Raw genomic sequence first — 26,245 nt, 5'->3', positions numbered from 1 at the left:
CCGGCCTAGGGTGGTGATCATGAGTGCAGAGCGTGATCTGACCCGGCTCGTCGCCGGGATGCGGCCGGAGCTGAACCCCGGCCGCTTCGTCTTCGCCACCGTGGCCGGCCCCGTTCCGGCGGGCGTCGCCCCGGTCGCCACCGTCGCCGAGAGGGAAGGGCTCACCCTGGTCGTACGCCAGGAGGAGGCCGACGCGGCCGCGCTGGCGTACGACTATGTGGCGGGCTGGATCACCCTGCGGGTCCACTCCGCCCTGGACGCCGTCGGCCTGACGGCGGCGGTCGCCCGCGAACTCGCCGAGGCGGGCCTGAGCTGCAACGTGGTCGCGGGCTTCCACCACGACCACCTCTTCGTCGAACACGCCCGCGCGGAGGAGGCCTTGATGGTCCTCCACACCCTGTCGGAACGCGCGTCCCGCTCTGCGGCCTGAGGGGCGGTACGGCGCCCGGTGGGAGCCGGAGGGCGGCGCGGCGGCGGGTGGCCGGTGTGGGTCGCCTTCCCCGGGCAGGCGCCCGTCTCCGGCGGGGCCGGCAGGACCGGAAGGGAGACCGGGAGCGGCCGCGCTACCCGACGGCGAGGGGGGGCGTACGGCGGCGTGGCCGGGGGTGGCCGCCCCGCCGGGGGGCGTACGGCGAGGTGCGCGCGGCCCGCGTTCGGTTCGGCCCTCCGGCGCGGTGCTCGGCGTGCGCGCCCTGGTCCGGCCGCGCCCTGGTCCGGCCCTGCCCGGGACCCGAGCGAGCGGGTTCGCCGCTGGGGCGATGTCCCACCCCTGGCTCCCTCCTCCGCCGGGCGAGCGACCTCCCCGACCTGACCCGACCCGTCCCGGACGGCCCAGTACCGCCTCTCGCCGAGGCCGCTCAGGGCCCCGCCGGGCATGGTGTCCCCCAGCCCCCACCCGTCCCGCCCGCTCGCGCCGAGGCCATCCGGACCCGCGTCGCCCCGCCGGACCCTGCCCCTCATCCGGCCCCGCGCCGAGGCCCATCCGGACCCGCGTCGCCCCGCGGGACCCCGCCCCCGAGCCCCCGGACCCGTGTCGCCCCGCCCGCCCCGAGAGGCCCCCGGACCCCCTCGGGAGCGGGCGCGTCGGCTTGCGGTGTGGCCCCGCCCCGGCGCGCCGTGTCCGGCGCCCGGGCACGTACCATGGCCGTATGTCCTTCCTCCGCCGCCGCAGCGCCGCCACCCCCGCGGGCCCGGACTTCGATGTCCTGGCCATGGACCCGGGCGACTGGCCCGGCAACCTCGGCGCCGGTCTGCTCCCCGCCCCCGACGGCACCTGCCAGGGCGTCTTCCTGCGCTACGACCTCTTCGGCGGCCGCGGCCCCGCGATGATCATCGGGAACCTCCCCGCGGGCTCCCCGGCGCGCGAGCTGGCCGACGGGCAGATCCCCTTCGAGGTCGCCCAGCTCCTCGCGGCGCTGGAGAACGACGAGCCGGTCGAGGTCGTGGAGACCGAGGACATGCCGGTCATGCAGGGTGACAACCTGCTCATCGTCCGCCGCGTCAAGCTCTCGGAGAGCCGCATCTCCTGCGTGCAGTTCGACCGCAGCGACAACGTCCTCGTCACGATCGCCAGTTGGGACCGGCCGATCACGGACGACCTGTACGCTCTGCTCAAGCCGCTGCCGGCCGAACTGTTCCAGCAGGGCTGAGGGAGGGGCGGGGGCCGATGAGCGCACGCGTCGACAGCTGGATCTGGGCGGTCCGCCTCACCAAGACCCGCTCGCAGGCCGCCGCGGCCTGCCGGGCCGGCCACGTCAAGGTGAACGGCGAGCGGGCCAAGCCCGCCCAGCCGGTGAAGCCGGGCGACGAGGTCCGCCTCTTCCACGGCGGCCGGGAGCGGATCGTCGAGGTGAAGGAGCTGCTCACCAAGCGCGTCGGTCCGCCCGTCGCCGCCACGGCCTACGTCGACAACAGCCCGCCGCCGCCCCCGCGCGAGCACGTCGCCCTCGCGGGCGTCCGCGACCGGGGCGCCGGACGTCCGACCAAGCGCGAACGCCGCGAGCTCGACCAGCTGCGCGGCCACCGCCCGGCCTGAACCGTCCGGCCTGAAACCGTCCGGCCCCGGGTGGGGCCCCGGGTCTCCCCGGCGCCCCTTCACCGGCCTACGGCGTGAACTGCGACGCCAGCCGCGCGGCCGAGGTCCCGATGCCCGTCGGGCCCCGGCCCAGCAACGGCGTCCCGCTGCCCGCGTGCACGTCCTCCGCGGCGTAACGCCGCACTTCCCGGTGCCAATGGAGGATCCCCGCCAGCCAGTCCTCCAGCTCCCGTACGTACGCCTCCATCGCGGCCCGCCCCTGCGCACCGAGCCCGAAGTCCTCGTAGAGCACCGGCAGTTCGTGCTCCTTGGCGTGCAGGAACTCGTTCAGCCGCCCGCGCATGAGGTCGTCGATCATGCCCACGGCGGTCGGATAGTCGATGTCGAAGAACTTCTGCACCACGAGGACGCCGTTGTGGATCTCTCCCTCGACCTCGATCTCCTTCTGGTACGAGAACAGGTCGTTGACGAGGCAGGCGTAGGTCGATGCCGACTTCTCCAGCCGGTTGACGGTCCCCGACCGGAAGATCCCGCGCGGGAGTTCATGGGCGTGCCGCAGGCGGCACAGCATCATCGTCAGGTCGGAGCCGAACGTGTTGTGCCGCATCTCCAGGTAGTCCACCGGATCGGGGACTCGGTGCTGAGCCTGGTTGTGCAGCTCCCACATCCAGCTGTCGAGCATCCGGTCCAGCGCTTCCCGCAGCTGCGCCCGCGCGCCCGGCCCCATCGGCGCGGTCGTACGGATCCACAGATCGGCGAGGGACCGCTCCATCGTCGTGAGGGCGATCGCCGCTCCCGCGGCCGGGTCGTCCACCGGCATGCACGCCTTGAGCCGCTCGGTGCACTCCTTCGCCCCCAGCAGGTCACGCGGCCGGCCGAACACCGCCGGGTAGTAGTCGTCGCCGAACGTGCCCCAGGTCAGCCACTCCGCGTTGAGCTCCAGCTCCTCCAGGGTCGCGTCCGGATCCAGCCCCGCCGAGCAGAGTGCGAGGTCGAACCCCTCCAGCATGGGGCGGTCCCAGATGTCGCCCAGGAGCCCCATCCGCTCGGCCCAGTCCACGGACCGCCGCTTCGCCTCCGCGTGGTGCGGGCTCAGCGTCAGGGGAAAGGGCAGGTCGAACGCGGGAAGGATCGACGGGCCGACCTTCTGGTGGGGGACATGGGTGAGGCTCCGCAGCCGGGCGGCCGCCGGGCGGCCGAAGACGTTCCTGATGTCCAGCGCCGAGGTGCCGAGCACCCCCGAGAGCCGCGACGGTCCGGTCTCCGCGCCCTCGTTCATGTACCGGCTGGACCGCATGTGCCACTCGTGGCCGCCCGACTGCCAGTCCTGCAAGCCCTTCGTATAAGCCGCCACCGCCGCGCACTCCGCCGGTGTGAGGCCCTTCTCCAGGGCGAGCCCCGGTACTTCGGTGAGCGCCGTGTTCTCGAACTGCTGGAGCCGCGAGGTCAGCAGGTCGTTGACGGCCTCGGCGGCTTCCTGGGTCGTACACCCGAGGAACTTCTCCAGGACCAGGACGCCGTTGCTGTTCTCCCCCTCGTCCTCGACCTCGCGCTGGTAGGAGAACAGGTCGTTACGCAGGTGCACCGCGTCCGAGAACGTGTCCCGCAGCACGCAGAGCGGCCGGGAGTGCGCCACCTGCTCCGGCACCTCGGCGCCCGCCGCGTACTCGACGAGACCCGCCGACCACGGCGCCCCGCCGACCTTGCGGCGCATCTCGATGTATTCGACGGGGTTGGCGATCCGCCCCTCGTTGATGTTGTCGAGCTCCCACAACGATTCGTACAGCAGGTGCTCGGTGGCCTCGGCGAACCGTTCCCTCCACGCTGTCGACATGGACGGGACCGTTCGGGTCCACAGGTCCGCGAGGCCGGCCTCGACGGGGTTGGTCGGCTCGGGCATCGGAGCCGCCGCGTCCATCGGCATGAACAGCGGCAGACGGTCCAGATACGCCTTGCCGCCGGGCCGGTCCTGGGTGCGCTTGAAGACCTCGAGGAAGTGGTCGTCGAAGAAGAAGACCCACGTGTACCAGTCGGTGACCAGCGACAGCGCCTCGGCGTCGCAGTCCGGGTGGGTGTACGAGCACAGCAGCGCGTAGTCGTGGGACTCGAGGTCGTGCTCCTCCCAGACGCCGGAGCCCTCCAGCATCCCCATGGCCCGCGCCCACTCCCGGGTGTGCGAACGGGCCACCTCCACATGGGGATTGAGCCGCGCCGGATACGGGACGTAGAAATCCGGCAGAACGAAGGGCTGAGCCATGCGTGCGGGGCCTCTCGGTGAAAGCGGTCGATATCCGGCCCAGCATTACCCCTCACCCGTACGACCCACACAGAGCCCGGAATAGTCATATGAACGCCGAGAGGTGTCGCCGGAGCTCCTGTCCGGCGACACCCCCGGCCGTTCCCGTGCCACTCCGCTCAGGCGCGGGAAACCCGCACGTCAGCGGCGCGCACGAAGGCGACCCGGTGCCCGAACTGGATCTCGTAGTACTCCTCCTGGCCGCGCACGACCCGATGTCCCGTGGTATCGAACACCGGGGCGAAGTAGTACTCGCCCGGTGTACGGTCCCCCACCACGTACCGCTGCCCGGCCAGGAGCCTGTACGGCAGCGGCGACACCGCCTGGACGGGTACGCCGGCCGGGTATGCCGATGCCTCCGGATAGGCGCGTCCGTACACCGGGACCTCCGCGACTCCCGCCTTCGGGGTCAGCACCCAGCCGCGCGCGTTCACCGCTGTGGGCCGCGCCTTCGGGTTGTGGAACCAGGCCTTCTGCCCCAGGTACCAGATGGCCGTCCACTCCCCGCGGCGCTCCGCCACCGCGTACTGCTGGCCCGTCGAGGCCCGCGCGCCGGTGTCGTTCACACCGGTCGTCGAGTCCTGCCCGCCCGGCCGCAGACCGATGTCCCGCACCAGGGGGGACGCGTCGTCCGGCGCCGTGTGGAGCCGTACCGCGCCGCTGCCGTGCGGGGCGCACGCCTGACCTGCCGCCGTGCAGCCCGTGTACACCGGCCGGTGTACGGGATAGTCCGGCCGGATCGTCACCACCGCCGCGTCCGGCCCGGCGGTCGGTGTGAACGGGCTGCCGAGCAGCCGGAAGTAGTGCGCCCAGTCCCAGTACGGACCCGGATCCGTGTGCATCCCCGCGATGGTCGAGGCGAGCGTTCCCGGGACGTTGTCGTGGCCGAGGATGTGCTGCCGGTCCAGCGGGATGCCGTACCGCCGGGCGAGATGGCGCACCAGACGCGCCGACGCCCGGTACATCGCCTCCGTGTACCAGGAGTCCGGGGCCGCGAGGAAGCCCTCGTGCTCCAGACCGACCGACTTGGCGTTCACGAACCAGTTGCCCGCGTGCCAGCCGACGTCCTTCAGCGGCAGATGCTGCGCGATGTGACCGTCCGAGGAGCGCAGCGAGTACTGCCAGGAGACGTAGGTGGGGTCCTGGACCAGCTTCAGCGTGACGTCCCACGTGGCCTCGGTGTCGTGCACGACGATGTAGTCGATCGACTGGGACGCGGGCCGCTGGGCCTTGTCGTGGTTGCCGTAGTCGCCGTCCCCGAACTCCTCGTAGGGAGCGGGGATCCACTCGCAGGCCACGGTCCGCGGGCACTCGGTCTGCCCGCGGTCCGCGGTCCGCAGGCCCAGCGACTCCACCTGCTCGGTGGCGGGCGCGATGTCCGGGTCGGCCGGGAGCCTGACCACCTGCCCGCTGTCCGTCGTACGGCTCTCACCGCCGCGGATGACGTCGTACACGTCGGCGGCGTACGTCCTGGCCGTCGCGACGTCGTCCGCGCCGGAGTAGCGCGCCACCGCCCCGAACCAGTCCGCCGGGTCGGCGCTCGCGGGCCGCCCCGAGGTGCGTTGGGCCGCGGCGAGCAGCGCCGCCCCGCCCTCGATGTTCGCCGCCGTGCTCGTCCGCAGCTCCTCGGCCGAGATCCCGGACAGCGCGGCCGCCCGGTCCAGCGTCCGCAGCCGCGCCGGCAGATCGGCCGCCTTCGGCAGCGCACGGGCCGCGGCCGTGGCGGTCCTGCGGCTACGGGAGCCGTCGCCGCGCGCGTCCTCCGTGCCGTGCGCGTGGTGCGGGGCCTCGGCGAGCGCGGTCACCGCGTCCGTCAGGTGCAGGGGGCCGTAGCCGCCGGTCACGCTCGGGGCACCGCCGTGCGTGTCCCACCGCGACTGGAGGTACGCCACGGCGAGCAGCACGCTCTCCGGCACCTCGTGGCGTGCGGCGGCCGCCGCGAACTGGCGCTGGAGCGCGCCCGCCCCGCCGGCCACCGCCTCCGGGGTTTCGGCGGTCGCCGGCGGGACGGCGCCGAGGAGCGGGAACAGCAGAGCGGCGGACGCCACGGCGCCCACCGCCCTCGGGACCCTCCTGCGCGATGCGGAACGGTGCAAGGCAGCCTCCGGGAACGGGGTGACGAGGGTGCGTGCGGAGCCGAACCCGTACAGGGGTATCGGCTCCCGGACGATCCGTCAATGACGCCCCTCGACACGGGATTTCCCATGTCAGCAGCCCTGCCGCGCGCTTTCGTCCCGCCGGGCCGCGGGCCTGCGGCGCGTCAGTGGAATGGACCAATGTCGCCCGCGGCGCCCGCGCCCCGACGTATCTCCACCCCGCGGGCCTCGCTCCGGGAACGGGCGACGCCCCGCCCGCCCCGGTGTGTCGGCACCGGGCGGGCGGGGCGTTCCCCCGTTTCGTCGATCGGCCTCGCGCGTCTCAGCGCGTGCCGACCGCGGCGCGCACGGCCCGCCGGGCCATGGCGCAGTCGTCGTGCAGCCGCCGCAGCAGCAGCCGCTGCTCCTCACCCGGCGAGACCGCGCCGGAGGGAACGGGGACCGAACCGGCGGGCGGCGCCTCCTTGATGGTGCGCTGCACCGCCGTCTCGTACGTACGGATCTCCCGCGTCAGCACGATCATCAGGTTCACCAGGAAGGCGTCCCGGGACGCCGGCCCGGCCTGCTGCGCGAGCTGACTGATCTGGCGGCGCGCCAGCGGAGCGTCCCCGAGCACCGCCCACATCGTCGCCAGGTCGTACCCCGGGAGGTACCAGCCCGCGTGCTCCCAGTCGACCAGGACCGGACCCGTGGGGGAGAGGAGGATGTTCGAGAGCAGGGCGTCGCCGTGGCAGAACTGGCCCATGCCCTGCCGGCCGCCCGCGTGGGCGAGGCCGTGGAGCAACTTCTGCAGGTCGTCGCGGTCACGGTCGGTGAACAGCCCGAGTTCGTGATAGCGCGCTATCCGCGAGGCGTAGTCGAGCGGGGCGTCGAAGGTACCGGCCGGTGGACGCCAGGCGTTCAGCCGGGCGATCGCCCCGAGCGCCGCCCGGACGTCGGCGCGGGGCGGGGCCTCCACGGGGTGGCGGGTCAGCGCCGCCGCCCGACCGGGCGTCCGCTCGATGACCAGCGTGCAGTTCTCCGGATCCGCGGCGATCAGCCGCGGGGCGCGCACCGGTGGCCGGTGCCGGACGAAGGCGCGGTAGGACGCTATCTCGTGCTGGAACCGCTCGACCCAGGCCGGGGAGTGGTCCAGTAAACACTTCGCGACCGCCGTCGTCCGTCCCGTCGTCCCGACGATGAGGACCGAACGGCCGCTGCGCCGCAGCACCTGCACGGGGTTGAACTCCGGGCAGATCCGGTGGACGGAGGCGATGGCCATCCGCACCTGGGCCCCCTGGGGGCCGGACAGATCGATTCTTCCGCTGGGCGCGGGGGTCACGCCCCCGGCCCAGCGCCGTGGCCGGACCGCCGGGGCCGCGGGGGCGAGGTACGGTCCGCCACCGGTCGGCAAGGAGCGGTGCTGCGGCCGGGGCGGGGCGGACACGGAGGACGATGCTGTGTACATGGAGGAGACAGATCCCTTCGTGCGCCGACGAGTTGCGTGCGTCGCCCCGCCCGACCTCCGGGCCGCACCCTGGGGAATGAGGGCCGGCTGCCGGGGCGGGGTGGCGCTTTCCTACCTGACACCGGGGCGCGGGTGGCGGAACATCGGGCGCACCCTGGCGAACCCTGGCGAATAGTCGCCAGCCCTATGACACGGGGTTAGTGTCAACTCAGCCGAGAACCTGGGGGCTTTGACGTGACCGGACAGACCAACACCCGCCTGGCAGACCTCTTCGGCCTGACCGGCTGGTCCAAGGGCGAACTCGCGAGACTCGTGAACCGGCAGGCGGCGGCCATGGGCCACCCCCAACTGGCGACCGACACCTCGCGGGTGCGGCGCTGGATCGACATGGGGGAGACCCCGCGCGATCCCGTCCCCCGGGTGCTGGCTGCACTGTTCACCGAGCGACTCGGCCGTGTCGTGACCATCGAGGACCTCGGGTTCGTACGACGCGGGCGTGCCGGGAAACGGCAGAACGTCAGGAACACCGACAACCCTGACGCGCTGCCCTGGGCGCCCGAACGTACGGCGGCGGTCCTCACCGAATTCACGGGAATGGACCTCATGCTCAACCGACGCGGCCTGGTGGGCGCGGGCGCCGCGCTCGCGGCAGGCTCCGCACTCAGCAACGCCATGCACGACTGGCTGCACACCGACCCCTCACGGAACCAAGGGCCCGCCCGGGCCGCCGATCCCCTCCACGCCGAACCCGCCGGGTTCGACCGCTACGAAGCGGCCCCCATCGGGTCGGAGGAGATCGAGGCGCTGGAACGCTCGGTGGAGGTGTTCCGCGCCTGGGACGCCTCCCGTGGCGGCGGCCTCCAGCGCAAGGCCGTGGTGGGACAGCTCAACGAAGTGGGCGGCATGCTCGCCTACCACCACCCCGACCACCTTCAGCGGCGCCTGTGGGGCGTCGCCGCCAACCTGGCGGTCCTCGCCGGCTGGATGTCCCACGACGTGGGCCTGGAACCCACCGCGCAGAAGTACTTCGTGATCGCCGCGCACGCGGCGCGCGAGGGCGGCGACCGGCCCCGCGCCGGCGAGGCGCTCTCCCGCGCCGCCCGGCAGATGGTCCACCTGGGCCGGCCGGACGACGCCCTGGACCTGATGAAGCTCGCCAGGTCCGGCTCCGGTGAGGAGGTCTTGCCCCGCACCCAGGCGATGCTGCACACCATCGAGGCCTGGGCGCAGGCGTCGATGGGCAAGGGCCAGGCCATGCGGCGGACCCTCGGCGAGGCGGAGGAGCTGTTCGTCTCGGACCGGAGGAACGTCGAGCCGCCGAGCTGGATGCAGAACTTCGACGAGGCGGACATGCACGGCATGCAGGCCCTCGCCTACCGCACGCTCGCCGAACACGATCCGGCCGCCGCGGTCCCGGCCCAGCGTCACGCCAAGCTGGCGCTGGAGCTCCGCCGCAGTGGCCACAACCGTTCGAAGCTCTTCGACTACATCTCGCTCGCCTCGGCCTGCTTCATCGCCGACGATCCCGAACAGGCCGACCGCTACGCACGGTTGGCGCTGGTGTCGATGGGGGACACGTCCTCGCACCGCACCTGGGACCGGCTGCGCGAGATGTACCGGCTGACCGGGCAGTACGCGGGCTACGCCAGGATCGAGGACCTCCGCGAGGAGATCGCCCTCGCCCTGCCCAAGCCCGCGGCGAGGCGCCCGAGGGTCGGCGGCATCTGAGGACCGACGACGCCAGAGGACCGACGACGCCAGAGGACCGGCGGCCGTCCGCACCGGGCGGGGGCACCGCCCGCGGCGCTCGCTGTTTCCCGTACGTACGAGAAGGGGCACACCGGACCTGCCGGTATGCCCTCCAGGGCGCCGTCACGCGCCCCTGACCGAGACCGACCGCACGCCGCCGATACGGTCCACCGGCCGACCCGGACCGAGCCTGCCGGCCCGGGCCGCCCCCCTCCGTGTCCTACCGTCCGACGTGGACCACCATCACGCAGGCGTCGTCCTCGCGAGGCGCCTCGCCGAACTCCTCGACCACCGCCCGTACACAGTCCTGCGCGTCCCGGGCCCCGGCCAGCCGTGGCGCGAGGGAGAGGAGACGCCGCGTACCCGAATCGTCCTGGGCGCCGCCCGTCCCACGGGTCAGCCCGTCCGTGTGCAGCACCAGCAAGTCCCCCGGGAGGAGCCGGACGTCAGCCTCCTCGTACGCGGCCCCGGCCGTAGCTCCGAGGAGCACGCCGTCCGGCCTGGTCAGGGCGCGTCCCGTCCCGTCGCGGAAGAGCAGCGGGGCGGGGTGACCCGCCTGCGCCCAGGAGAGCGTCTGGGTCGCCGGGTCGTAGCGGCAGCACATCGCGCTGCCCAGCGCCGGCTGCGCGGCGGTCTCGAGGAGCTGGTTGAGATGGCCCATCAGGGCGCCGGGGCGGATGCCGGCCACGGCCATGCCGCGCAGCGCGCCGAGGAGCATGGCCATCGAGGAGGTGGCGGAGACGCCGTGCCCCGTCAGGTCGCCGACCGTCAGCAGGGCGTCCCCGTCGGGGAGGGCGAGCGCGTCGTACCAGTCGCCGCCGATCAGCCCGGTCGAGGCGGCGGGCAGATAGTGGCCGGCGACGTCGAGCGGAGCGCCCGGGCCGCCGTGGGCGAAGCGGAGCGAACCGCGCCAGGGCGGCAGGACCGCCTCCTGCAGTTCGACGGCGACCCGGCGTTCGGTGCGCTCGACATGGCGGCGGTGCTGCAGGGAGTCGCGGGACTCGCGCACCGCGCGCTCGCTGCGGCGCAGCTCGCTGACGTCGCGTAAGACGGCCCACATCGAGGCGGTGCACCCGTCGGCGTCGAGGACCGGCTCGCCCGTCATGTGGAGTGTCCGGACCCGCCCGTCGGTGCGGACGATCCGGAACTCGCCGTCGATCGGCTTCCCGTCGATCAGGCAGTCCGTCACCATCGCCTGGAGGACGGGCTGGTCCTCGGCGAACACCATCGACGGAAGCTCGTCGAGGGACATCGGCCCGTTCTCCGGAGCGCGGCCGAAGATCTGGAACAGCTCCTCGGACCAGCTGACCTCGTCGGTCAGCAGATTCCACTCGGCGCTGCCGACCCGGCTCAGCAGGGAGCCGGTGCGCGCCGGGGCCGGGCCGCCGTACGCGGCGCCGGGCTCGGGGACGACCGCCGGGACGGCATCGACCCGCGGGAGCCGATCGGGGCTCTCCGCGCTCGCCGGCTCCAGGGCGGGCGGCGCGGACGGCTCGCCCGGCATCCCCACCTTGAGCTGACTCAAGTGCGCGCCCAAATCGTCGAGTTGATGGACGGCGAGATCGCACAGGGCGCGCTGCCAGCGGTTCTTCGGATCGTCCTCGTCGTCCTCGTCCAGGACCGCGTCCCGGCGCACGGCGTCCACGTCACCGCGCAGACGGCGGGTCTGCGAGATCAACGCGTCCACCATGCCGGGCTCCGGCGGCTGGGCGGGACGGTCCGCGAACAGATGGGACGGCATGTCGTACTCCGATACAGGCGCGGCGCGGCCGAGTGTGGAAAACAAGGCCCGGATACGACTGTTGCACAGGGCGAGACAGGCCGTAAGGGATTTGGCAACACTCGATCCGGTGGTGCTTCTGACATATGCCTACGGCCCGCCGATTATCGGCCACCCGTGCTCGGGTTACGGTGCTGCTGTGGTGAGCGACGCGGTGGACACGGTGGGAACGGCGGTGCTGCTGGCGGCGGCGCCGGCGGGGCGCGGACGGGCGATGGACGCGGCGTCCGTCCTGCCGGCGCTGGCGGCGGTGCCGCCGAGCGTGCTGACCGGCACGCCGGCGGCGACGGTCGTCGAACTGGCCGATCCGCTGGACCCGCAGACCGTGCTGACCCGGCTGCGCGCGGCGGCGGCGACGCCGGGACCGCTGGCGGTCTACCTCGCGGGCCAGCTCCATCTGGACCGCCGCCAGCACCTGCCCCACCTGGCACTCGCCCGCACCACCACGACCACGCTGCGGTACACCGGCCTGCCGTGGCACTGGCTGGCGGGCGAACTCGCCGTCCGTGCGCCGGGAACGACGACGGTGGTGGCCGACCTGGTCGCGGAGGCGGAGCTCTGGCAGCGCCTGACCGCCGCCCCCGGCCTCCTCTTCCTGGGGTCCGGCCCGCTGCTGTACGGCCGCGTCGCCCCGGCACCCCGGCGCGGTGAACCGGCGACACCGGAGTACCTCCGTACGTTCGCCACCGTCTGGCGCTCGGGCGGCCGCCCCTCGCTCGCCGACCTCCACCGACGCGCGGCGGAGGCCGTCGCCGACGAAGGCGGCGGCGGGGCCCTGCTGCTGACCCCTGAGCCCCACGCGCGGGGACCGGTCGTGTCGCCCGGCCCGGCAGCTTCGCCGGTGGTGGTTCATGCGCCGGCTCCCGTGGCGCCGCCCGCCCCGGCAGCTTCGCCGGCGCCGGCCTTGGCTTTCGCGCGGGGCTCGGCGCAGGGGCCGGCGCAGGGGCAGGCGCAGGGACCGGTCCCGGCGGCCGGCCCGGGGCCGTTTCCCGATGCGCCCTCGTTCCCGGGCGGGCAGAGCGCCGTGTCCGGTGGGGCGGCCGGTGTGCCGCCCGTCTCGGCCGGCCGGACGATGCGGCTCACCACCGCCCGCGTGAAGGAGGCGACGTCAGCCGGCCGGCCACCGGCCACCGGGCCCGCCACGGCGAACCCCGCGCCCCTGACCGCGCCCGCCGTCGCGGCGGCGGACGGTGCGGGGCACGCCGTCGCCGACGTGGTGGCGGCCGGGGGGAGCGCGGTGGTGGCGCACCCGGCCGATGGCGCACCCGCGCCCGCGGAGGCGCACGCCCCCGGCGTCGAGGAGGCCGCGGACCACCGCGGAACCGGCCGTGCGCCGGCCGGTCCGGGCCGGGGCGCCGACGGCGGGGCGCCCGCAGGGAACGGGACCGTGCCCGCTTCGCCCGCCCCGGCCCACGACCCCCATCGCGAGATCCTGGCCGCCGCGCAGGCGGGCCGGCACGGGGAGGCCATCGCGGTGGCCGCGGCTTGGGAGAGGGAGGCGTTGCGGAGGCACGGCGCCCGCTCGCAGGAGGCCGTGCACTGGATGGAGGTGCGCGCCGACCTCGCCCGGCTGGCAGGGGACCCGGCCCGCAGCTGCGAACTGTGGATCTCCGCCGCGCAGGCCCGCCTCGGACTGCGCCAGGGGCCCGGCGACCCCGATGTCGAAGGCGCCGTCGACCGCGCCCACCACCAGTGGGAGCAGATCGAGGACCCCGCCCGCGCGGGTGAACTGGGCCCTGTCCTCTACGCGTTGCGCCGACAGGTGCCGGGCCGCCAGCCAGGGGCGCTGGCCGCCCTGCGGCGCCGGATGCGCTGACCCGCCGTACCCCCGAAGCCGCCGCCCGGGGTGGGGCGCGGCAGGGGGGAGGGCAGTGCCATGATCGGAGTATGGCCACCTCTTCCGCCCCGGCCGCGGGCGACCGAGCCGATCGGACGGCGTTCACCACGGAACGCCTGCTGCTGCGGCCCGTACGGACGGGCGACGTACCGGCCGTCACGCGCCTGTGGACCGATCCGCTGGTCCGCCACCACCTGGGAGGGCCGGTCGCCGACCAGGTCGTACGCATCCGGCAGCGGCGGATCGTCGGCGCACCCGGCGTCCACGCCGTGGTCCGGTCGTCGGACGGGGCGCTGCTCGGGCTCGTGACCCTGGAGCCGGACGCCCGGGACGGGGAGACCGAGGTCTCCTACCAGTTCCTGCCCGAGCACTGGGGACACGGCTACGCCCGCGAGGCCGTCGGCGCCGCCGTCGACCGCGCCCTGGAGAGCGCGCCGAGCGTCGTCGCGGTGACCCAGGAGGCGAACGACCGCTCCCGGCGGCTCCTGGAGGGGATCGGCATGACCCACGCCGCCTCCTTCGTGGAGTTCGACGCCCACCAGGTCCTCTACCGGAAGCGCCCCGACCCCGCCTGAGCCACCACCCACCGCCAGTCACTCGCCACCCATCACCGATCCGGCGGCCCCGGTGCCGCTCCCCGCCGCGACGTCAGAACCGCGCGTGCGTGGTGATGTCCGACTCGAACTGCGTGATCATCTCCGACGTCACGGTCGGCCGGCACTCGGCGATGGCCGCCAGGTAGTCCGCGGTCGTCGCGCCCGGCACCCGTTCGTCGGCACCGCCGCGCGCTCCGACGGCGACCAGGTCGCGCTCGAAGGAGTTCTGGGCGGCTATCCGGGCCGCGTGCTCGATGTCGGCGGGCGTGAACAACTCGCTCGCCACCACGAGTTCGTCGACGTCCACATCGGTCCTGCCGTCGGTGTAGCGCCCCCAGATCGCGGCGCGGGCCGCCTTGTCCGGCGTACCGATCGGGATGAGGTAGTCGAACCGGCCCGGGCGGAGGAAGGCGGGGTCGAGGGAGCGGATCGAGTTGGTGGCGCACACCAGGAGCCGTTCGTCCCGTTCCCGGAAGCCGGGGATGAGCTTGAGCAGTTCGTTGGTGACTCCGTGCATCCCGCCGGGCTGCGCGGGTTCCTGGCGGACCGGGGCGATCTCCTCCACCTCGTCGATGAAGACCAGGACCCGCTCCAGCTCCGCGATCCGGGCGAAGGCGTCCCGCAGCGCCGCCGCGAGATTGCCCTCGTCGGCGAGGCGCGACGGCAGGATCTCCACGAAGGGCCAGCCGAGCCGGGAGGCGATCCCGCGTGCGAACGTCGTCTTCCCGGTCCCCGGGGGGCCGAAGAGGCCCACGGCGCGCGGTGGACGCACGCCGTGCCGCGCCGCGCGCTCCGGCTCGGCGAGGGGCAGCACGACCCGCCGTTCGATCAGGTCCTTCTCGCGCTCCATGCCGGCCACCTTGGCCCACAGATCGCCGGGGAGGAGCCGTCCGCCGAGGTCGTCCAGGAGATTGGCGGCGGGCCCGTGCAGCGGCTCGACCTTCTCGAAGTAGGCCACGGCGGGCTGGCGGGTGTAGCCGGCGTTGAGGAGACCCTCGCCGAGCAGGTCCTCCTCGGGCAGGACGTACGCGATGCGTCCCACCCGCGCGGCGACGAGCCGCCGCTCCAGCTCGACCAGCAGCGCGCTGGCGAGTCCGCGGCCGCGCCACGCGGAGGCGATGGCGATCCGCATCACCCAGGCCCGCTCGCCCGCCACGCAGGCCAGGGCCGCCCCGATGGGCACGCCCTGGTGGACGGCGACGACGGCGGGCTGGCGGGAGGTCAGGGCGCCGATGCACTCGGCGAGGGAGAAGACGGACTCCTGCCCGAGCTCGGCCGTGGTGTCGATCAGGTGGACGACCGCGGCGAGATCGCTCTCGCGGTAGTCATGGATGAGCCAGTTCACCGGTACCGCCCCTCGTTCGTACTGATGCGGCGAGGCTAGGGGCGGCCGGGGACCCCGGTCGTGCGCCGGAGTGCACAAGGCGGCCGCGGCGAATGCTACGAACCGTCACTGGTCTGTGGGGGCCGGTCTCGGCCTGCACTCGGGACGCGCGAGCCTCACGGAGGGGGGGGTGGGGACCGTCCGGGGAGCCGGACGCGGAGCCGGACGGGCACGCACGAAGCCCCCGGAAGGAACCTTCCGGGGGCTTCTGGGTGCGACGTCGACCGGACCGTCGGCGCTACCTTCAGTACGCGGGCGCGAGCTTCGGGTTCGGGCCGTGGGCGTTCTCGGTCTGGTTGCCCTCACTCGCGTAGAAGACGATGAGGATGATCGCGCCGACGAGCGGGATCAGACCGATGAGGATCCACCAGCCGGAGCGGCCCGTGTCGTGCAGGCGGCGGATCGAGACGGCGAGCGTCGGGATCAGCACGGCCAGCGAGTAGATCAGGCTGAGCAGCTGGATTCCCAGCATGCTGTCGATGATGGTGAGCACGATGCTGATGAGCACGCTGAAGAGCGTGAACATCCAGAATTCCTTACGGCGCGCCCGGCCGCTGAATACGGCGTACTTCTTGAGAACGTCGAGGTACCAGTTCACTTCGTCCCCCCAAGGACTGGGATGTGAGCGGGAGCCTGTCCCTGTGGAGCAAGCTTACGCAGAACTTATGTGGCTGAAACGGCGTGGGTCAATTCGTTACCTGGGAAGGGGTGTTGGGCGGGGATCTGTCTGGATTTGCGCCCTGTGGTCGGGCATACGGAGAACGGCGTCGCATCCATGGGATGCGACGCCGTCCGGGGGAGGTCAGGAACTCCTCACGTCCTTCTCTTGCTCATGAGCAGACCGCCCGCCGTGAGCGCGAAGAGGCACACGCACGCGCCGGTGATGACATTGCTGAGGATCGCGCCGGTGCCTGCGTCCCTTGCGACCACCCACGGAGAGATGATCAGCCAGGCGCCCATCAACAGAACGGCGAGATTGAGGTCTCCCGTTCGCTCCGGGGCGATCGACATGCACAGGCCGACGACCGCCAGGGCGATTCCGACGATCAGGTTGCTGATGGCGAGATCCGGGGTCGCGGCTGCGAAGTGGACCGTGTACGGGGAGATCGCGGCCCATACACCGGCCAGGATCACCAGTTCCTCGACCGCCGTGACGCCGCGGGTCTGCAGCATCCGGGAGTAGCGGTCCCGCATTTCCGGTGCGTCGGGGTGGCCCCGCATATCACCGGGGCGGTGAGAGACGTCAGACATACGACTCGCCTCCTTCTGGCGTCATGCACGTCCGACCATGCTGTGCGGCAACGTACCGCGCTTTCATTGTGCTCTTATCTGGGCTTTATGTGTAGGTCTGTCCGATAGGGATCTGTACAGAAATGAGTCGGGGGATGTGCGGGGATCCACCAAGAAAGTGACCGCTCAGTGAATGACCGCCGAAAGGTTGCGAAAACCTCCGGAGAGCTCTATAAGCGGCGTCGGCGGTCTACCGGCTGTAAGGGCGCGTCATGATCTCCGGATTGTGCCCGTCGGGGTCGGCGATTGCGGGAGGGGCCTGCGGAGGCGACGCCGAACGCACGAGCACCCTTCGACGCCCTCCGTGGAGGACGTCCGTTGATCACCGGCCCCTGGTTTCGCGGTATCCACGCGTCCCCCTCGACGTCCGCTTCGACGTCCGCCGCGGCGGCCTTCGGGCGTAGCCTGGAAGTGGACTCGGGGTTGCTCCACGTCCACCGCCGGGAGGCGGATGACCATGACCGGAATCATGTCCAGGAGCTTCGACTCCGCAGACGAGACCCGCCCCTTCGAGGGCGGCATGGGCAGGCTGGACCTACTCACCACCGATCAGGGACCGGTGGGCCGTGCCGTGTTCGAGCCCGGCTGGCAGTGGACCAAGCACGTGAAGCCGATCGCCGGCACCGACACCTGCCAGGCGTCCCACGTCGGATACGTGGCGAGCGGCCGGATGAAGATCGTCATGGACGACGGCGAGACCGGGGAAGTGGGCCCGGGAGAGTACTTCACGGTCACCCCCGGGCATGACGCCTGGGTCCTCGGCGACGAAGCGTGCGTGGTCCTGGACTGGGCGGGCTTCGGCGACTACGCCGTGCGCAAGGACGGCTGACACCCGACGGCGCCGCCCCCCTTCCCCTCCGCCCGTACCGCGGGTCTCCCCCCGGGCCCCGGGCCCCGGGCGCCGTGGCGTCCGTCGGTGCGGCCTTCTCCGCCCCTCTCGTCTCCGAACGCGTGGTGTCCGGCCGGCGACGGCCTCAGGACGCGTGCCCGAACCGCACTCCCTCCCACGGCAGTCCCGCGGGCAGCGTGTCCGGGCCGCGCCCGTCGAGGGTGCGCGGCGCCGCCGACTCGATCACCGGCCTCACACCCTCGACCCGCGCCAGCCACTCGGCCAGGGTGTCCCGCAGCCCGTCCGCGACCACCCGGTGCGAGGTCAGGCCCACGAGGTTCTCGAGTTCGTAGGGGTCGGCGGCCAGGTCGTACAACTCCGTCTCCCGATACCGGTCGGCCTCCGCGTGGCGCCAGGGGTCGACGCCGGGCGGCGCCGTCACCACGTACTTCCACCGGTCGGTGCGGACCGCACGGCCCACCTGGTCCTCACTGATCTGGACGAGGACCGACCACGGTCGCTCCGGATCGGTCCCGCCCCCGATCAGGGGCAGCAGGGACCGGCCCTGCACACTGTCCGGCACCGCGAGCCCCGCGGCCTCGACGAGCGTCGGCATCAGGTCGACCGTGCCGACCGGCTGCCGGATCAGCCCGCCGCCGCGGAAACGGGGCCCCGTCATCGCGAACGGCACCCGCACCGACGCCTCGTGCGCGGAACGCTTGTACTCGCCGTTGCGGGTACGGAAGTGCGAACCGTGATCGGCCGTCCAGGCCAGGATCGTGTCCTTCTCGATCCCCAGGCTGCGCAGCGTGTCGCGCAGCCGGCCCACGCCTTCGTCCACCCGCTTGATCTGCCCGAGATAGCCGCCGAGATGGCGGTGGGCGCCTCCCTGCGGGGCGCCCGGGCTGAGCGCCGCCAGATCCGGCGGCAGCCAACGCCCCTCGTACCGCTCCCGGTACCCGACCGGCGCCGGATAGTCGTCGGTCGGGTTCTGGTGGTGCGGCTCGAGGAGTGAGAGGAACAGCAGGAACGGGCGGTCGTGGTGGTCGGCGACGAACCGGATCGCCGCGTCGACCAGCGCGTCCGAGCGGTAGCCCGGCAGCCGGACCGGCTCGCCCTCCTCGTCGTACACGACCGTGCGGTAGGCGTCCGAGGTGAACTCCAGCCGGTCGGAGGAGAGCCACCTCCGGTAGCCGCCGCGCCGCTCGGCCGGCACGGGCCCGTCCGGGTGCTCCTCGCCCGCGAGGTGCCACTTGCCGATGTAGCCGGTGACGTACCCGGCCTCGGCGAAGACCCCCGCGAGCGTGGGGACGTCGGCGGGCAGCGGCAGACCGTTGCGGAACACCCCCGTCCGCGTCGGATAGCAACCGGTCTGGAGCGAGGAACGAGCGGGCGCGCAGACGGGGTTGGGGGTGATCGCCTGCTCGACCAGCGTGCCCTCGCGGGCCATCCGGTCGAATTCCGGGGTCACCCCCGCCGGATTGCCGTGCGCGCCGGTGGTGTCCCAGCGCTGCTGGTCGGTGAGGACGACGATCACATGGGGCGGGGCGCTCGGGTGCACCAGGGGATTCCCTTCGACGGGTCGGACATATCGGTGGACGACGGCGTAGGAGGGCGGGCGGGGGATTATTCTCGCAGCGGAAGTAATGTCGCCGCCAGAGGCGGTCGACGACCGCGCCGCGCAGAGAGGCCTCCGATGGCGACGACCCCGCACGGCGCACAGGGAGCGGGCCACGCCCCGGAGAGAGCGGGCGGTGGCGTGCGCGGCGCGGGCGAAGGTCCCAGGAGTACGGGTGGGGGCCGGCCGAAGACGGGCGATGGCCGCCGGGAGGCCAACGCGGCCGCCGTGCTCCGGGCCGTCCTCGACCACGGCCCCGTCTCCCGCGGAGCCATCGCGCGGCTCTCCGGGCTCAGCCCGGCCGCCGTCTCCCGGCAGGCCACCGACCTCGCCCGCCTCGGGCTGCTGCGCGAACGGCCCGACCTGTGGGAGGGCGGCACCGTCGGCCGCCCCCAGATCCCGGTGGACCTGCACCTCGGTGAGGACGGCGGCCCGGTCGCCGGTGGCGTCCACGTCGGGGTCCCCGGATCGACCTTCGGCCTGGTCGACCTGCGCGGCCGGGTCCTCGCCCGCCGCGCCCTTCCGCACGACGGCACCGACCCCCGCGAGCTGCCTGCCCGGATCGCCCGCGCACTGGGCGCCTTCCTCGCGGACCACACCGAGGGCCGGCCCCTCCTCGGGATCGGCGCGGCCCTCGGCGGCTGGGTCGACCCTTCCAGCGGTGTGGTCGTACGTCACGACGCACTGGGCTGGCAGGGGCGGTCGCTCGCGGCTGAACTCGGCGCGGGCATCGCCGGGTTCACGACGAGGGCGAGCGGGAGTGCCGCCGGACTGGGAGGGTTTACCGGGAGGAGCGGGAGCGCCGTTGGGCTGGACGGGTTCACGGCAGGGACGAGCGGGGGCGGCGCGCGACTGGGCGGGTTCACGGCAGGGACGAGCGGGGGCGGCGCGCGACTGGACGGGTTCACCGCAGGGCCCTGTGGTCCGGCCGTGCGGATCGACAACCACGCGCGGGCCATCGCCCAGTCCGAGATCCTCTTCGGCAGGCCCGCCGCCCGGCGCAGCCTCGTCCATCTCTTCGTCGGCACGGTCGTGGACGCGGCCGTCGGCATCGCCGGGGTCGTCCACCAGGGCCCCGGATCGGCCGCCGGAGACGTCTCCCACCTCCCCGTACCGGAGTCCACGGCACCCTGCCGGTGCGGCCGTTCGGGATGCCTGGAGGCGACCGCATCGGACACGGCGCTGGGACAGGAGGCACGGCGCCGCGGGATCGTGCCCGAGCCCGACGTCTTCCTCGTCGTGGACGCCGCCGCGGCGGGCGACCGGCGGGCGGATCTACTCCTGCGCGAGCGAGCCCGCGCCGTGGGGCGGGCCGCGGCCCTGCTGCTCGACGTCCTCAACCCGGACCTGCTCGTCGTGACCGAGTACGCCAGCGGCCTCGAACCGGCCTACCTGGACGAGATCAGGGGCGCGGCCCTCGCGTTCTCGCACGGGTGCGACGACCCCGAACGCATCGTCAGCCCCCACGCGGGACCGGCCGTGCTGCCGGTCGCGGCGGGCACCGTCCTGCTGAGCACCCTCTTCAAGAGCCCCTTCGGGCACGCGGGGCCCTCGCCCACGAGGAGCGGGGAGTGAGGAAGGGGAGCGGGCTCCGGCATGCGTTGTCAGTGGCCCCTGACAGGATGCCGCCATGAGTGATCTCCGCACACCGCCCGCCCGCACCGAGCCGCCCCGCCATGCCGACGAGCGGGCCACGCTCACCGCGATGCTCCAGTTCCAGCGCGACACCCTGGCGCTCAAGTGCGCGGGACTGACGCCGGAACAGCTCAAGGACCGGGCGATAGCACCCTCCGGTCTGTCGCTCCTCGGCCTGGTGCGGCACGCGGCCGAGGTCGAGCGGGGCTGGTTCCGGAACGTGATCAACGGCGAGCGGAGCACCAGCCGGTGGACGGCGGCCGGGTCGACCGACTGGGCGGACTTCGACGTCGACGACGCGGATGTCGACGAGGCCTTCGCCGTGTGGAAGGAGGAGTGCGCCCGCGCCCGGGCCGTCGTGGACGCGGCCGAGTCGCTGGACCTCTGCGGCAGCATCGGCGACGACACGTACTCCCTGCGGTATGTGATCGCTCACATGATCGAGGAGTACGCCCGGCACAACGGCCACGCCGACCTGCTGCGCGAGCGCATCGACGGCACGACCGGCGAGTAAGGACCTCTGCCGACGTGTCGTATATCCGCTGATCACGGGGTCGTTGCCCTGTTATCGTCGCCCGCATGCCCGAACTGATCGCTCCCACGGCACGCCTGCACACCTCCTGGCTCGAAGCCCACGAGGAGTGGACCCCGGGTGCGCGGCAGGACGGCGGAGGCATGCGCCTGGCGGGGAAGGACGTCCTCGCGAACCCCGACGTGTTTGCCGGCTGGGTGCGACGGCTGCGCGAACAGTCCGACCCGGCGCGACCCCTCGCCGAGGGATGGGTCCGTGCGACGCACTGGTGGATCGTGGAGGACGACGCCTATCTCGGCGCCATCGACCTCCGCCACGCGCTCAACGACTTCCTGCTGCGGGCCGGCGGCCACGTCGGCTACAGCATCCGCCCCTCCGCACGGCGCCGGGGCCTGGCGACCTGGGCGCTGGGCGCGGTCCTCCCCGAGGCGCGCGCCCTGGGCATCGAGCGGCTCCTTGTGACCTGCGACGACGACAACATCGCGTCCGCGCGCACGATCGAGCGCAACGGCGGTGTGCTGGAGGACGTACGGCAGACGGAGATCGGCCTCAAGCGGCGCTACTGGATCACCCTGTGAGCGGTGCAGAGGCGGAGCAGGCGGGGGAGGTCTCGGAGGCGGTCGCCGCCGAGCTGCGCCTCATGGACCCGGCCGTCCGCGCCTCCCGTCGGCTCGCCGCGGAACTCCTCGACCCCGACTTCGTCGAGATCGGCTCCTCCGGCCGCCGCTGGACCTACGAGACCATGCTCGCCGCCCTCCCCGCCCTGCCCGGCGCGTCGGCGGACACCCCGCGCTACGAACCCTCCGCCATGACCGGCGTCGCCCTCGCACCCGGCCTGGTCCACCTGACCTACGAGACGGTGATCGACGGACGTCGGGCGCGCCGAAGTTCCCTGTGGCGCCGTGGCGACGCCCGCGCCGGTCACGGATGGCGGATGTACTACCACCAGGCGACACCCGTCCCGGACCCGCCCGAGGAGGCGTAGCCGGAACCGCACGCCGGGTCCTACCGGGACCGCCTGGGTGGGCGGGCCTCCGCCAAGGGCACCGCGCCGACCGGCCCCGCGGCCGGATGGGACTTTCGAAAACCGCCCCAGGCCTCGTCAGGCGTAGGCGTCGGTCATGCAGTCCGTGGCGTAGTCGCCCCGCTCGTACTCGCAGCGCAGGGCCGCCGCGGCCCGGGAGCGGGGGACGTCCACCTGGCCGAAGTGGTCCTCGGCCACCCGGATCACGTCCTCCACCGTCACGATGGCCGGTTCGCCGGGGCCGGCCGCTTCGCGGGCGGTGGCGAGGGCCAGGTCGGCCGCGCGGAGCAGGGCGCGGGCGGATCTGCGCTCGTCCACCGCACGTGCCCGCCGGGGCGACAGCGGCTGCACGGCGCGGCCCTTCCTGAGGACGCCCGCCGCGATCAGGGCCGCACCGCCGGCCAGGATCAGAACACCGATCGCCGTGTCAGCGCTCATGGCCACGACCCGCCCCCGCTCTCGTCGTATCGCTCGCACCCGGTCTACCCGAGAGGGGCGCGCGGCACACGACGGAGCGCCTTGACACGCCCAAGTTACACGTGTCACTTTGACGTGCGACCCCCGTACCCGCCGCCCCGGCCAGGAAGGCTCACCATGTCCGCCCCGACTTCCCCGCCAGCCCCCTCCTCGCGGAGGGCGGACGCCGAAGCCGTCGTCGTCGCCACCACCCGCGGCCCCGTACGCGGCGAGCGCCGCGCCGACGACTGCCTCCGCTTCCTGGGCATCCCGTACGCGCAACCCCCTGTGGGGGAGCTGCGGTTCGCGGCGCCCGTGCCGCCTGAGCCCTGGACCGAGCCCCTCGACGCCACCGCCTACGGTCCGACGGCCCAGCGCCGCCCCTTCGCCGAGGTCACCACCATCCCCGAGCCGTCCGTCCCCGGTGCCGGCGTGCTCAATCTGAACGTTTTCACCCCCGCCACCGACCCGGCGGCCGCCCTGCCGGTCCTCGTGTGGATCCACGGCGGGGGTTACGTCGCCGGTTCGGCGGCCAGCCCCTGGTACGACGGCGCCTCCTTCAACCGCGACGGCGTCGTCCTGGTCTCCCTCGGCTACCGTCTCGGCATCGAAGGGTTCCTCCACCTCGACGGCGCACCGGACAACCGAGGCGTGCGCGACTGGATCGCCGCCCTCGCATGGGTCAGGGACAACATCGCCCGCTTCGGGGGCGATCCGGCCAAGGTGACCATCGCCGGACAGTCGGCGGGCGGCGGCGCGGTGCAGACGCTGCTGGCCGTCCCGGCGGCCCGCGGACTGTTCCGGTCGGCGATCTCCGTCTCCGGCGCGGTGCTGCGGCCGGACGGGCCCGAGGTCGCCCGGGCCGCCTCCCGGCTCTTCACCGACCGGACCGGCGTCCCCGCCACCGCCGCGGCGCTGCGGGACCTCGGCGACGACGAACTCCTGGCCCTCCAGGACCGGCTGGGGGAGCTGGGCCCCGACCGCGCCGGACTGCCGCCGCTGCTGTCGCTGGCCCCCTTCGCGGACGGGGAGCTGATCCCCGTTCCGGTCGCCGACGCGCTGGCCACCGGCGAAGCGGGCGCCGACGTCCCGCTGATGCTGGGCTTCACCGCGCACGAGTTCAACGCCTTCCCCGCGCCCGGCCCGGACGGACCGCCCGTACCCGTCCTCCTGGGCTCACTGGGTCTGGACGCGACCCGGGTGGACCGCTTCACCGCCGCCTACGCCACGGAAGCCCCGGACCGGCTCTTCGGCCAGGCCCTGACCGACGCCACCTTCCGCGCCCCGTCCCTGGCAGTCGCCGACGCCCGCGCGGAGCGCGAACACCCGACATGGCTCTACGAGTTCCGATGGGAGTCGCCGGTGAACGGTTCGGCCTTCCACTGCCTCGACCTGCCGTTCGCGTTCGACCTGCTCGCCGCCGAGGGCGTCACGGCGGCGGCCGGAGAGGCGCCCCCTCAGGCGCTGGCCGACGCGATGCACCGTGCCTGGGTCGCCTTCGTACGGGACCAGGACCCGGGCGAGGAGTGGCCGCGCTACACGGCGGACGCCCGGGCCACGATGCTGTGGGACGCGCAGCCGCGCATCGAGACCGACCCTTTGGGCCGGGTCCGCGAGATCTGGCTGGCCTGACGGTCGAACGGTTCCGGGAAACCCGGCGGCCGCGCCCACGATGCCGAAGCAGCACCGAGGGCGGCCGCGGGGCTTCGAGGTTCGTCGGTCGCGCGTCGTGTCAGACCTGAGTGTGACACTGCGATCCATGTCTCTCGCTGATCTCGGTCTCGACCAGTGGCGGTCCTTCGAGCTGCCTGCCGCACGTCGCGTCGCCCAGGAGGCCGCGCACCAGGTGGGTGGCCGCGTGACCGTCGTGGAAACCGTCGAGCATCTCGGTGCTCCGCTGCACCGGGTTCGCATCGAGCGCGATGGGCAGGAGTTCGCCCTGATACCCGGCGGCGCGGTCACGCTCGGACTCGACCTCGACGTCTGGCAGCCGACGCCTGAGCAGGCCGCCGACTATGCCGAGAGCCTGGAACAGGGGTTCGGCTACGGCCCCGATCTGCGGACCCACCTCGCGCGGGTACTCAGCCCCCGCCGGAGCGTCGTCTTGCCTACGGTGCTGATGGCCGTGGAGGACAAGAATCTGACCGGCCTGCCTGCCGACATGCCGACCGTCCTTGCGGCCCGTGGCCTACGGATGCCAAGTTCCGACGAATGGGAGCACGCCTGCGGAGCCGGCGCGGACACTCTGTTCCGCTGGGGTGACGACTGCCCCCTCGACCGCATTCCCTACGGCGACCGCACCGGCCCGCACGAGCAGCTGAGCGCCTTCGGCCTGCGCATCGCCTACGACACCTACCGCACGGAACTGTCGAGCGACGTCACTGCCGCCCATGGCGGTGACGGTGGCGAGTCGGTGTGCGGGGGGTACGGCCATGTGCTGGCGTGGCTGCCCCTGGCGACCGCCCACCGCAACCCCTCCATGGCCGAGTTCGTGTACGGCCCGGACGGTGACGACCTCTACGAGGACTTCTCCACCCGACCGGTGCTCACGCTCTGACCTCTGGAGGCTCGTTCTGCCATCGCCCTGTCCTGCGTGCGGGGCAGGGCGGGGCGGCACGCAGTCCGTACCGGCCGTGGCCGGCGCTCTCGGCTGGCCGGCCGCTGCCGGACCGAGGCCCGACCAGGGAGGCATCCGGCAGACGTTCAGCGGACCTGCATCGAGTGATCGGGGCTCTCGGTGATGGCTACCGGTCGCAGCAGTAGCATCTGCCGCATGCATCCTGGATCTCCGCTGAGCCCTCGGGGCCTGCTGCCCCCGGGTCGGATGGTCACGTCGGACGAAGGGGGCGGAGACGTACAGCCCCTGTGGCTCAGTGACGGGCCGGCCACGGCTGAGCTGTGGACGCGGATGCACGCCGAACACCCACGCTCCGGCCTGTGGCCGCTGCTGCTCGACGCACTGGATCCGAACGACGGCGCATGTCGCCCGTGGGGATCCGGGGAGCTCTTCCCCGACCAGATGTCCTCCCCGGCCGGCCACGACCCTGCCGGCCTCCTCGCAGGGTGGTGGGCGACCTACACGGCCGTCGACGAAGAGGGCGACATCCTTGGCGCCGACGGGCGCCTCGCCGTCACGGCGCCCTTCGGGCAGGTCTGGCCCGGCCCCGCGCCCAGCAGGAGGACTGCAACGAGTCCGGAGCGATCGGCCTCCGAGTTTGCACAGGCATTCCTCGCCGACCGCGCACAGGTACGACTGGGGCTGGTCGCCGCAGAGTCCGGTGCGGAAGCGTTGACGGCCGTGGGTTGGGCCGGGCCTTGCAACTACGACAACGACACGGCGAAGTTCTCCGCGGTCATCCGGGATTGGGAGCACCGGTTCGGCGCCCGTGTCGTCGCGGTCGGGTTCTCCACGTTGCACCTCAGTGTCGCTGCGCCACCGGTGAGCGAACGTGAGGCTCTGTTGGTTGCGGCCGAGCACTTCGGGTTCTGCCCGGACAACATCTGGCAGGGCAGCAGACCGTACACACTGACTGCGTACGCCGATTGGATCATCGGCGCCCACCGCTGGGACTTCTGGTGGGACTGACCCTGCCCGGAGAACGGCGGGTCGAGGACTGCGCGCATGCCCGAGCAAAAGCACT

At 73.1% G+C, this 26,245-nt stretch carries 23 protein-coding genes; 14 read left to right on the top strand and 9 right to left on the bottom strand.

Annotated features, from left to right (window positions below):
- Positions 1–19 precede the first annotated feature (19 nt).
- The 3 genes from ACFZBD_RS07875 (at position 20) to ACFZBD_RS07865 (ending at position 2,035) form a co-directional block, all read left to right on the top strand.
- Positions 20–430, top strand: coding sequence for an ACT domain-containing protein (locus ACFZBD_RS07875; RefSeq protein WP_391137258.1), 411 nt, complete (start codon positions 20–22; stop codon positions 428–430).
- Positions 431–1,148: 718 nt separating this feature from the next.
- Positions 1,149–1,649 carry a hypothetical protein gene (locus ACFZBD_RS07870; protein ID WP_391137255.1) on the top strand — a complete coding sequence of 167 codons (501 nt, stop codon included), beginning with the start codon at positions 1,149–1,151 and terminating at the stop codon, positions 1,647–1,649.
- 17 nt (positions 1,650–1,666) lie between these two features.
- Positions 1,667–2,035, top strand: coding sequence for a S4 domain-containing protein (locus ACFZBD_RS07865; protein WP_391137252.1), 369 nt, complete (start codon positions 1,667–1,669; stop codon positions 2,033–2,035).
- Positions 2,036–2,102: 67 nt separating this feature from the next.
- Here the strand turns inward: ACFZBD_RS07865 and ACFZBD_RS07860 are convergent, their stop codons facing one another.
- The 3 genes from ACFZBD_RS07860 to ACFZBD_RS07850 all read right to left on the bottom strand — a co-directional run bounded on the left by ACFZBD_RS07860 (position 2,103) and on the right by ACFZBD_RS07850 (position 7,874).
- The gene (locus tag ACFZBD_RS07860; RefSeq protein ID WP_391137249.1) at positions 2,103–4,292 is read right to left on the bottom strand and encodes a germacradienol/geosmin synthase; all 2,190 of its coding nucleotides are present in this window, start codon (positions 4,290–4,292) and stop codon (positions 2,103–2,105) included.
- Between the two features lie 158 nt (positions 4,293–4,450).
- Positions 4,451–6,388: an N-acetylmuramoyl-L-alanine amidase gene (locus ACFZBD_RS07855; protein WP_391137247.1), complete on the bottom strand. Its 1,938-nt coding sequence runs from the start codon at positions 6,386–6,388 to the stop codon at positions 4,451–4,453.
- Between the two features lie 361 nt (positions 6,389–6,749).
- Positions 6,750–7,874 (bottom strand): phosphotransferase, encoded by a 1,125-nt coding sequence (locus ACFZBD_RS07850; protein WP_391137244.1) that lies wholly within the window; start codon positions 7,872–7,874, stop codon positions 6,750–6,752.
- A gap of 234 nt (positions 7,875–8,108) precedes the next feature.
- On the opposite strand from ACFZBD_RS07850, the gene ACFZBD_RS07845 reads away from it, so the two are divergent.
- Positions 8,109–9,602 (top strand): hypothetical protein, encoded by a 1,494-nt coding sequence (locus ACFZBD_RS07845; RefSeq protein ID WP_391137241.1) that lies wholly within the window; start codon positions 8,109–8,111, stop codon positions 9,600–9,602.
- A 241-nt stretch (positions 9,603–9,843) separates the two neighbouring features.
- Here ACFZBD_RS07845 and ACFZBD_RS07840 read toward each other — a convergent pair whose 3' ends face one another.
- On the bottom strand, positions 9,844–11,364 hold the full coding sequence (locus tag ACFZBD_RS07840; protein WP_391137238.1) for a SpoIIE family protein phosphatase: 1,521 nt from the start codon (positions 11,362–11,364) through the stop codon (positions 9,844–9,846).
- Between the two features lie 181 nt (positions 11,365–11,545).
- Between ACFZBD_RS07840 and ACFZBD_RS07835 the strand changes: the two genes are divergently transcribed.
- Together ACFZBD_RS07835 and ACFZBD_RS07830 are read left to right on the top strand one after the other, a co-directional pair.
- Positions 11,546–13,219, top strand: coding sequence for a hypothetical protein (locus ACFZBD_RS07835; RefSeq protein ID WP_391137235.1), 1,674 nt, complete (start codon positions 11,546–11,548; stop codon positions 13,217–13,219).
- A 71-nt stretch (positions 13,220–13,290) separates the two neighbouring features.
- Entirely contained in the window at positions 13,291–13,815 is a 525-nt protein-coding gene (locus tag ACFZBD_RS07830; RefSeq protein WP_391137232.1) for a GNAT family N-acetyltransferase, read from the top strand.
- Between the two features lie 73 nt (positions 13,816–13,888).
- Here ACFZBD_RS07830 and ACFZBD_RS07825 read toward each other — a convergent pair whose 3' ends face one another.
- The 3 genes from ACFZBD_RS07825 to ACFZBD_RS07815 all read right to left on the bottom strand — a co-directional run bounded on the left by ACFZBD_RS07825 (position 13,889) and on the right by ACFZBD_RS07815 (position 16,471).
- Positions 13,889–15,181 carry a GNAT family N-acetyltransferase gene (locus tag ACFZBD_RS07825; RefSeq protein WP_391137229.1) on the bottom strand — a complete coding sequence of 431 codons (1,293 nt, stop codon included), beginning with the start codon at positions 15,179–15,181 and terminating at the stop codon, positions 13,889–13,891.
- A 283-nt stretch (positions 15,182–15,464) separates the two neighbouring features.
- Positions 15,465–15,818 (bottom strand): DUF805 domain-containing protein, encoded by a 354-nt coding sequence (locus ACFZBD_RS07820; RefSeq protein ID WP_391137226.1) that lies wholly within the window; start codon positions 15,816–15,818, stop codon positions 15,465–15,467.
- 215 nt (positions 15,819–16,033) lie between these two features.
- Complete coding sequence (locus ACFZBD_RS07815; protein ID WP_391137224.1) at positions 16,034–16,471, bottom strand: SPW repeat protein; 438 nt, start codon at positions 16,469–16,471, stop codon at positions 16,034–16,036.
- A gap of 496 nt (positions 16,472–16,967) precedes the next feature.
- Here ACFZBD_RS07815 and ACFZBD_RS07810 point away from each other — a divergent pair, with 496 nt between their 5' ends.
- On the top strand, positions 16,968–17,339 hold the full coding sequence (locus ACFZBD_RS07810; RefSeq protein WP_391137221.1) for a cupin domain-containing protein: 372 nt from the start codon (positions 16,968–16,970) through the stop codon (positions 17,337–17,339).
- 145 nt (positions 17,340–17,484) lie between these two features.
- Here ACFZBD_RS07810 and ACFZBD_RS07805 read toward each other — a convergent pair whose 3' ends face one another.
- Entirely contained in the window at positions 17,485–18,900 is a 1,416-nt protein-coding gene (locus tag ACFZBD_RS07805; protein WP_391137218.1) for a sulfatase-like hydrolase/transferase, read from the bottom strand.
- Positions 18,901–19,035: 135 nt separating this feature from the next.
- Between ACFZBD_RS07805 and ACFZBD_RS07800 the strand changes: the two genes are divergently transcribed.
- The 4 genes from ACFZBD_RS07800 (at position 19,036) to ACFZBD_RS07785 (ending at position 22,109) form a co-directional block, all read left to right on the top strand.
- Positions 19,036–20,532 (top strand): ROK family protein, encoded by a 1,497-nt coding sequence (locus ACFZBD_RS07800; RefSeq protein WP_391137215.1) that lies wholly within the window; start codon positions 19,036–19,038, stop codon positions 20,530–20,532.
- A 55-nt stretch (positions 20,533–20,587) separates the two neighbouring features.
- Positions 20,588–21,106: a DUF664 domain-containing protein gene (locus tag ACFZBD_RS07795; RefSeq protein WP_391137212.1), complete on the top strand. Its 519-nt coding sequence runs from the start codon at positions 20,588–20,590 to the stop codon at positions 21,104–21,106.
- A 65-nt stretch (positions 21,107–21,171) separates the two neighbouring features.
- Entirely contained in the window at positions 21,172–21,702 is a 531-nt protein-coding gene (locus ACFZBD_RS07790) for a GNAT family N-acetyltransferase (protein WP_391137208.1), read from the top strand.
- A complete protein-coding gene (locus ACFZBD_RS07785) occupies positions 21,699–22,109 on the top strand; it encodes a DUF4440 domain-containing protein (RefSeq protein ID WP_391137205.1) in 411 nt (136 codons plus the stop codon). The genes ACFZBD_RS07790 and ACFZBD_RS07785 overlap by 4 nt, the downstream gene beginning before the upstream one ends.
- A 117-nt stretch (positions 22,110–22,226) precedes the next feature.
- On the opposite strand, the gene ACFZBD_RS07780 is transcribed toward ACFZBD_RS07785, so the two are convergent.
- Positions 22,227–22,586: a hypothetical protein gene (locus ACFZBD_RS07780; RefSeq protein WP_391137202.1), complete on the bottom strand. Its 360-nt coding sequence runs from the start codon at positions 22,584–22,586 to the stop codon at positions 22,227–22,229.
- A 156-nt stretch (positions 22,587–22,742) separates the two neighbouring features.
- Between ACFZBD_RS07780 and ACFZBD_RS07775 the strand changes: the two genes are divergently transcribed.
- The 3 genes from ACFZBD_RS07775 (at position 22,743) to ACFZBD_RS07765 (ending at position 26,190) form a co-directional block, all read left to right on the top strand.
- Entirely contained in the window at positions 22,743–24,236 is a 1,494-nt protein-coding gene (locus ACFZBD_RS07775) for a carboxylesterase family protein (RefSeq protein ID WP_391137199.1), read from the top strand.
- Between the two features lie 127 nt (positions 24,237–24,363).
- The gene (locus tag ACFZBD_RS07770) at positions 24,364–25,161 is read left to right on the top strand and encodes a hypothetical protein (RefSeq protein WP_391137196.1); all 798 of its coding nucleotides are present in this window, start codon (positions 24,364–24,366) and stop codon (positions 25,159–25,161) included.
- A 351-nt stretch (positions 25,162–25,512) separates the two neighbouring features.
- Positions 25,513–26,190 carry a DUF4253 domain-containing protein gene (locus ACFZBD_RS07765; protein ID WP_391137193.1) on the top strand — a complete coding sequence of 226 codons (678 nt, stop codon included), beginning with the start codon at positions 25,513–25,515 and terminating at the stop codon, positions 26,188–26,190.
- Positions 26,191–26,245: the final 55 nt, after the last annotated feature.

This window comes from Streptomyces sp. NPDC008121, from assembly GCF_042957155.1.
In the GTDB taxonomy this organism is placed as follows: Bacteria; Actinomycetota; Actinomycetes; order Streptomycetales; family Streptomycetaceae; genus Streptomyces.
The sequence above is the reverse complement of the archived record's forward strand: the minus strand, read 5'-3'. Positions and strand labels throughout refer to the sequence as shown.

Bases quoted from the DNA above. Each gene is read 5' to 3' on its own strand.
- ACFZBD_RS07875 (WP_391137258.1), top strand. From the start codon at position 20: ATGAGTGCAGAGCGTGATCTGACCCGGCTCGTCGCCGGGATGCGGCCG.
- ACFZBD_RS07870 (WP_391137255.1), top strand. From the start codon at position 1,149: ATGTCCTTCCTCCGCCGCCGCAGCGCCGCCACCCCCGCGGGCCCGGAC.
- ACFZBD_RS07865 (WP_391137252.1), top strand. From the start codon at position 1,667: ATGAGCGCACGCGTCGACAGCTGGATCTGGGCGGTCCGCCTCACCAAG.
- ACFZBD_RS07860 (WP_391137249.1), bottom strand. From the start codon at position 4,292: ATGGCTCAGCCCTTCGTTCTGCCGGATTTCTACGTCCCGTATCCGGCG.
- ACFZBD_RS07850 (WP_391137244.1), bottom strand. From the start codon at position 7,874: ATGTACACAGCATCGTCCTCCGTGTCCGCCCCGCCCCGGCCGCAGCAC.
- ACFZBD_RS07840 (WP_391137238.1), bottom strand. From the start codon at position 11,364: ATGCCGTCCCATCTGTTCGCGGACCGTCCCGCCCAGCCGCCGGAGCCC.
- ACFZBD_RS07830 (WP_391137232.1), top strand. From the start codon at position 13,291: ATGGCCACCTCTTCCGCCCCGGCCGCGGGCGACCGAGCCGATCGGACG.
- ACFZBD_RS07815 (WP_391137224.1), bottom strand. From the start codon at position 16,471: ATGTCTGACGTCTCTCACCGCCCCGGTGATATGCGGGGCCACCCCGAC.
- ACFZBD_RS07810 (WP_391137221.1), top strand. From the start codon at position 16,968: ATGACCGGAATCATGTCCAGGAGCTTCGACTCCGCAGACGAGACCCGC.
- ACFZBD_RS07800 (WP_391137215.1), top strand. From the start codon at position 19,036: ATGGCGACGACCCCGCACGGCGCACAGGGAGCGGGCCACGCCCCGGAG.
- ACFZBD_RS07795 (WP_391137212.1), top strand. From the start codon at position 20,588: ATGAGTGATCTCCGCACACCGCCCGCCCGCACCGAGCCGCCCCGCCAT.
- ACFZBD_RS07790 (WP_391137208.1), top strand. From the start codon at position 21,172: ATGCCCGAACTGATCGCTCCCACGGCACGCCTGCACACCTCCTGGCTC.
- ACFZBD_RS07780 (WP_391137202.1), bottom strand. From the start codon at position 22,586: ATGAGCGCTGACACGGCGATCGGTGTTCTGATCCTGGCCGGCGGTGCG.
- ACFZBD_RS07775 (WP_391137199.1), top strand. From the start codon at position 22,743: ATGTCCGCCCCGACTTCCCCGCCAGCCCCCTCCTCGCGGAGGGCGGAC.
- ACFZBD_RS07770 (WP_391137196.1), top strand. From the start codon at position 24,364: ATGTCTCTCGCTGATCTCGGTCTCGACCAGTGGCGGTCCTTCGAGCTG.
- ACFZBD_RS07765 (WP_391137193.1), top strand. From the start codon at position 25,513: ATGCACGCCGAACACCCACGCTCCGGCCTGTGGCCGCTGCTGCTCGAC.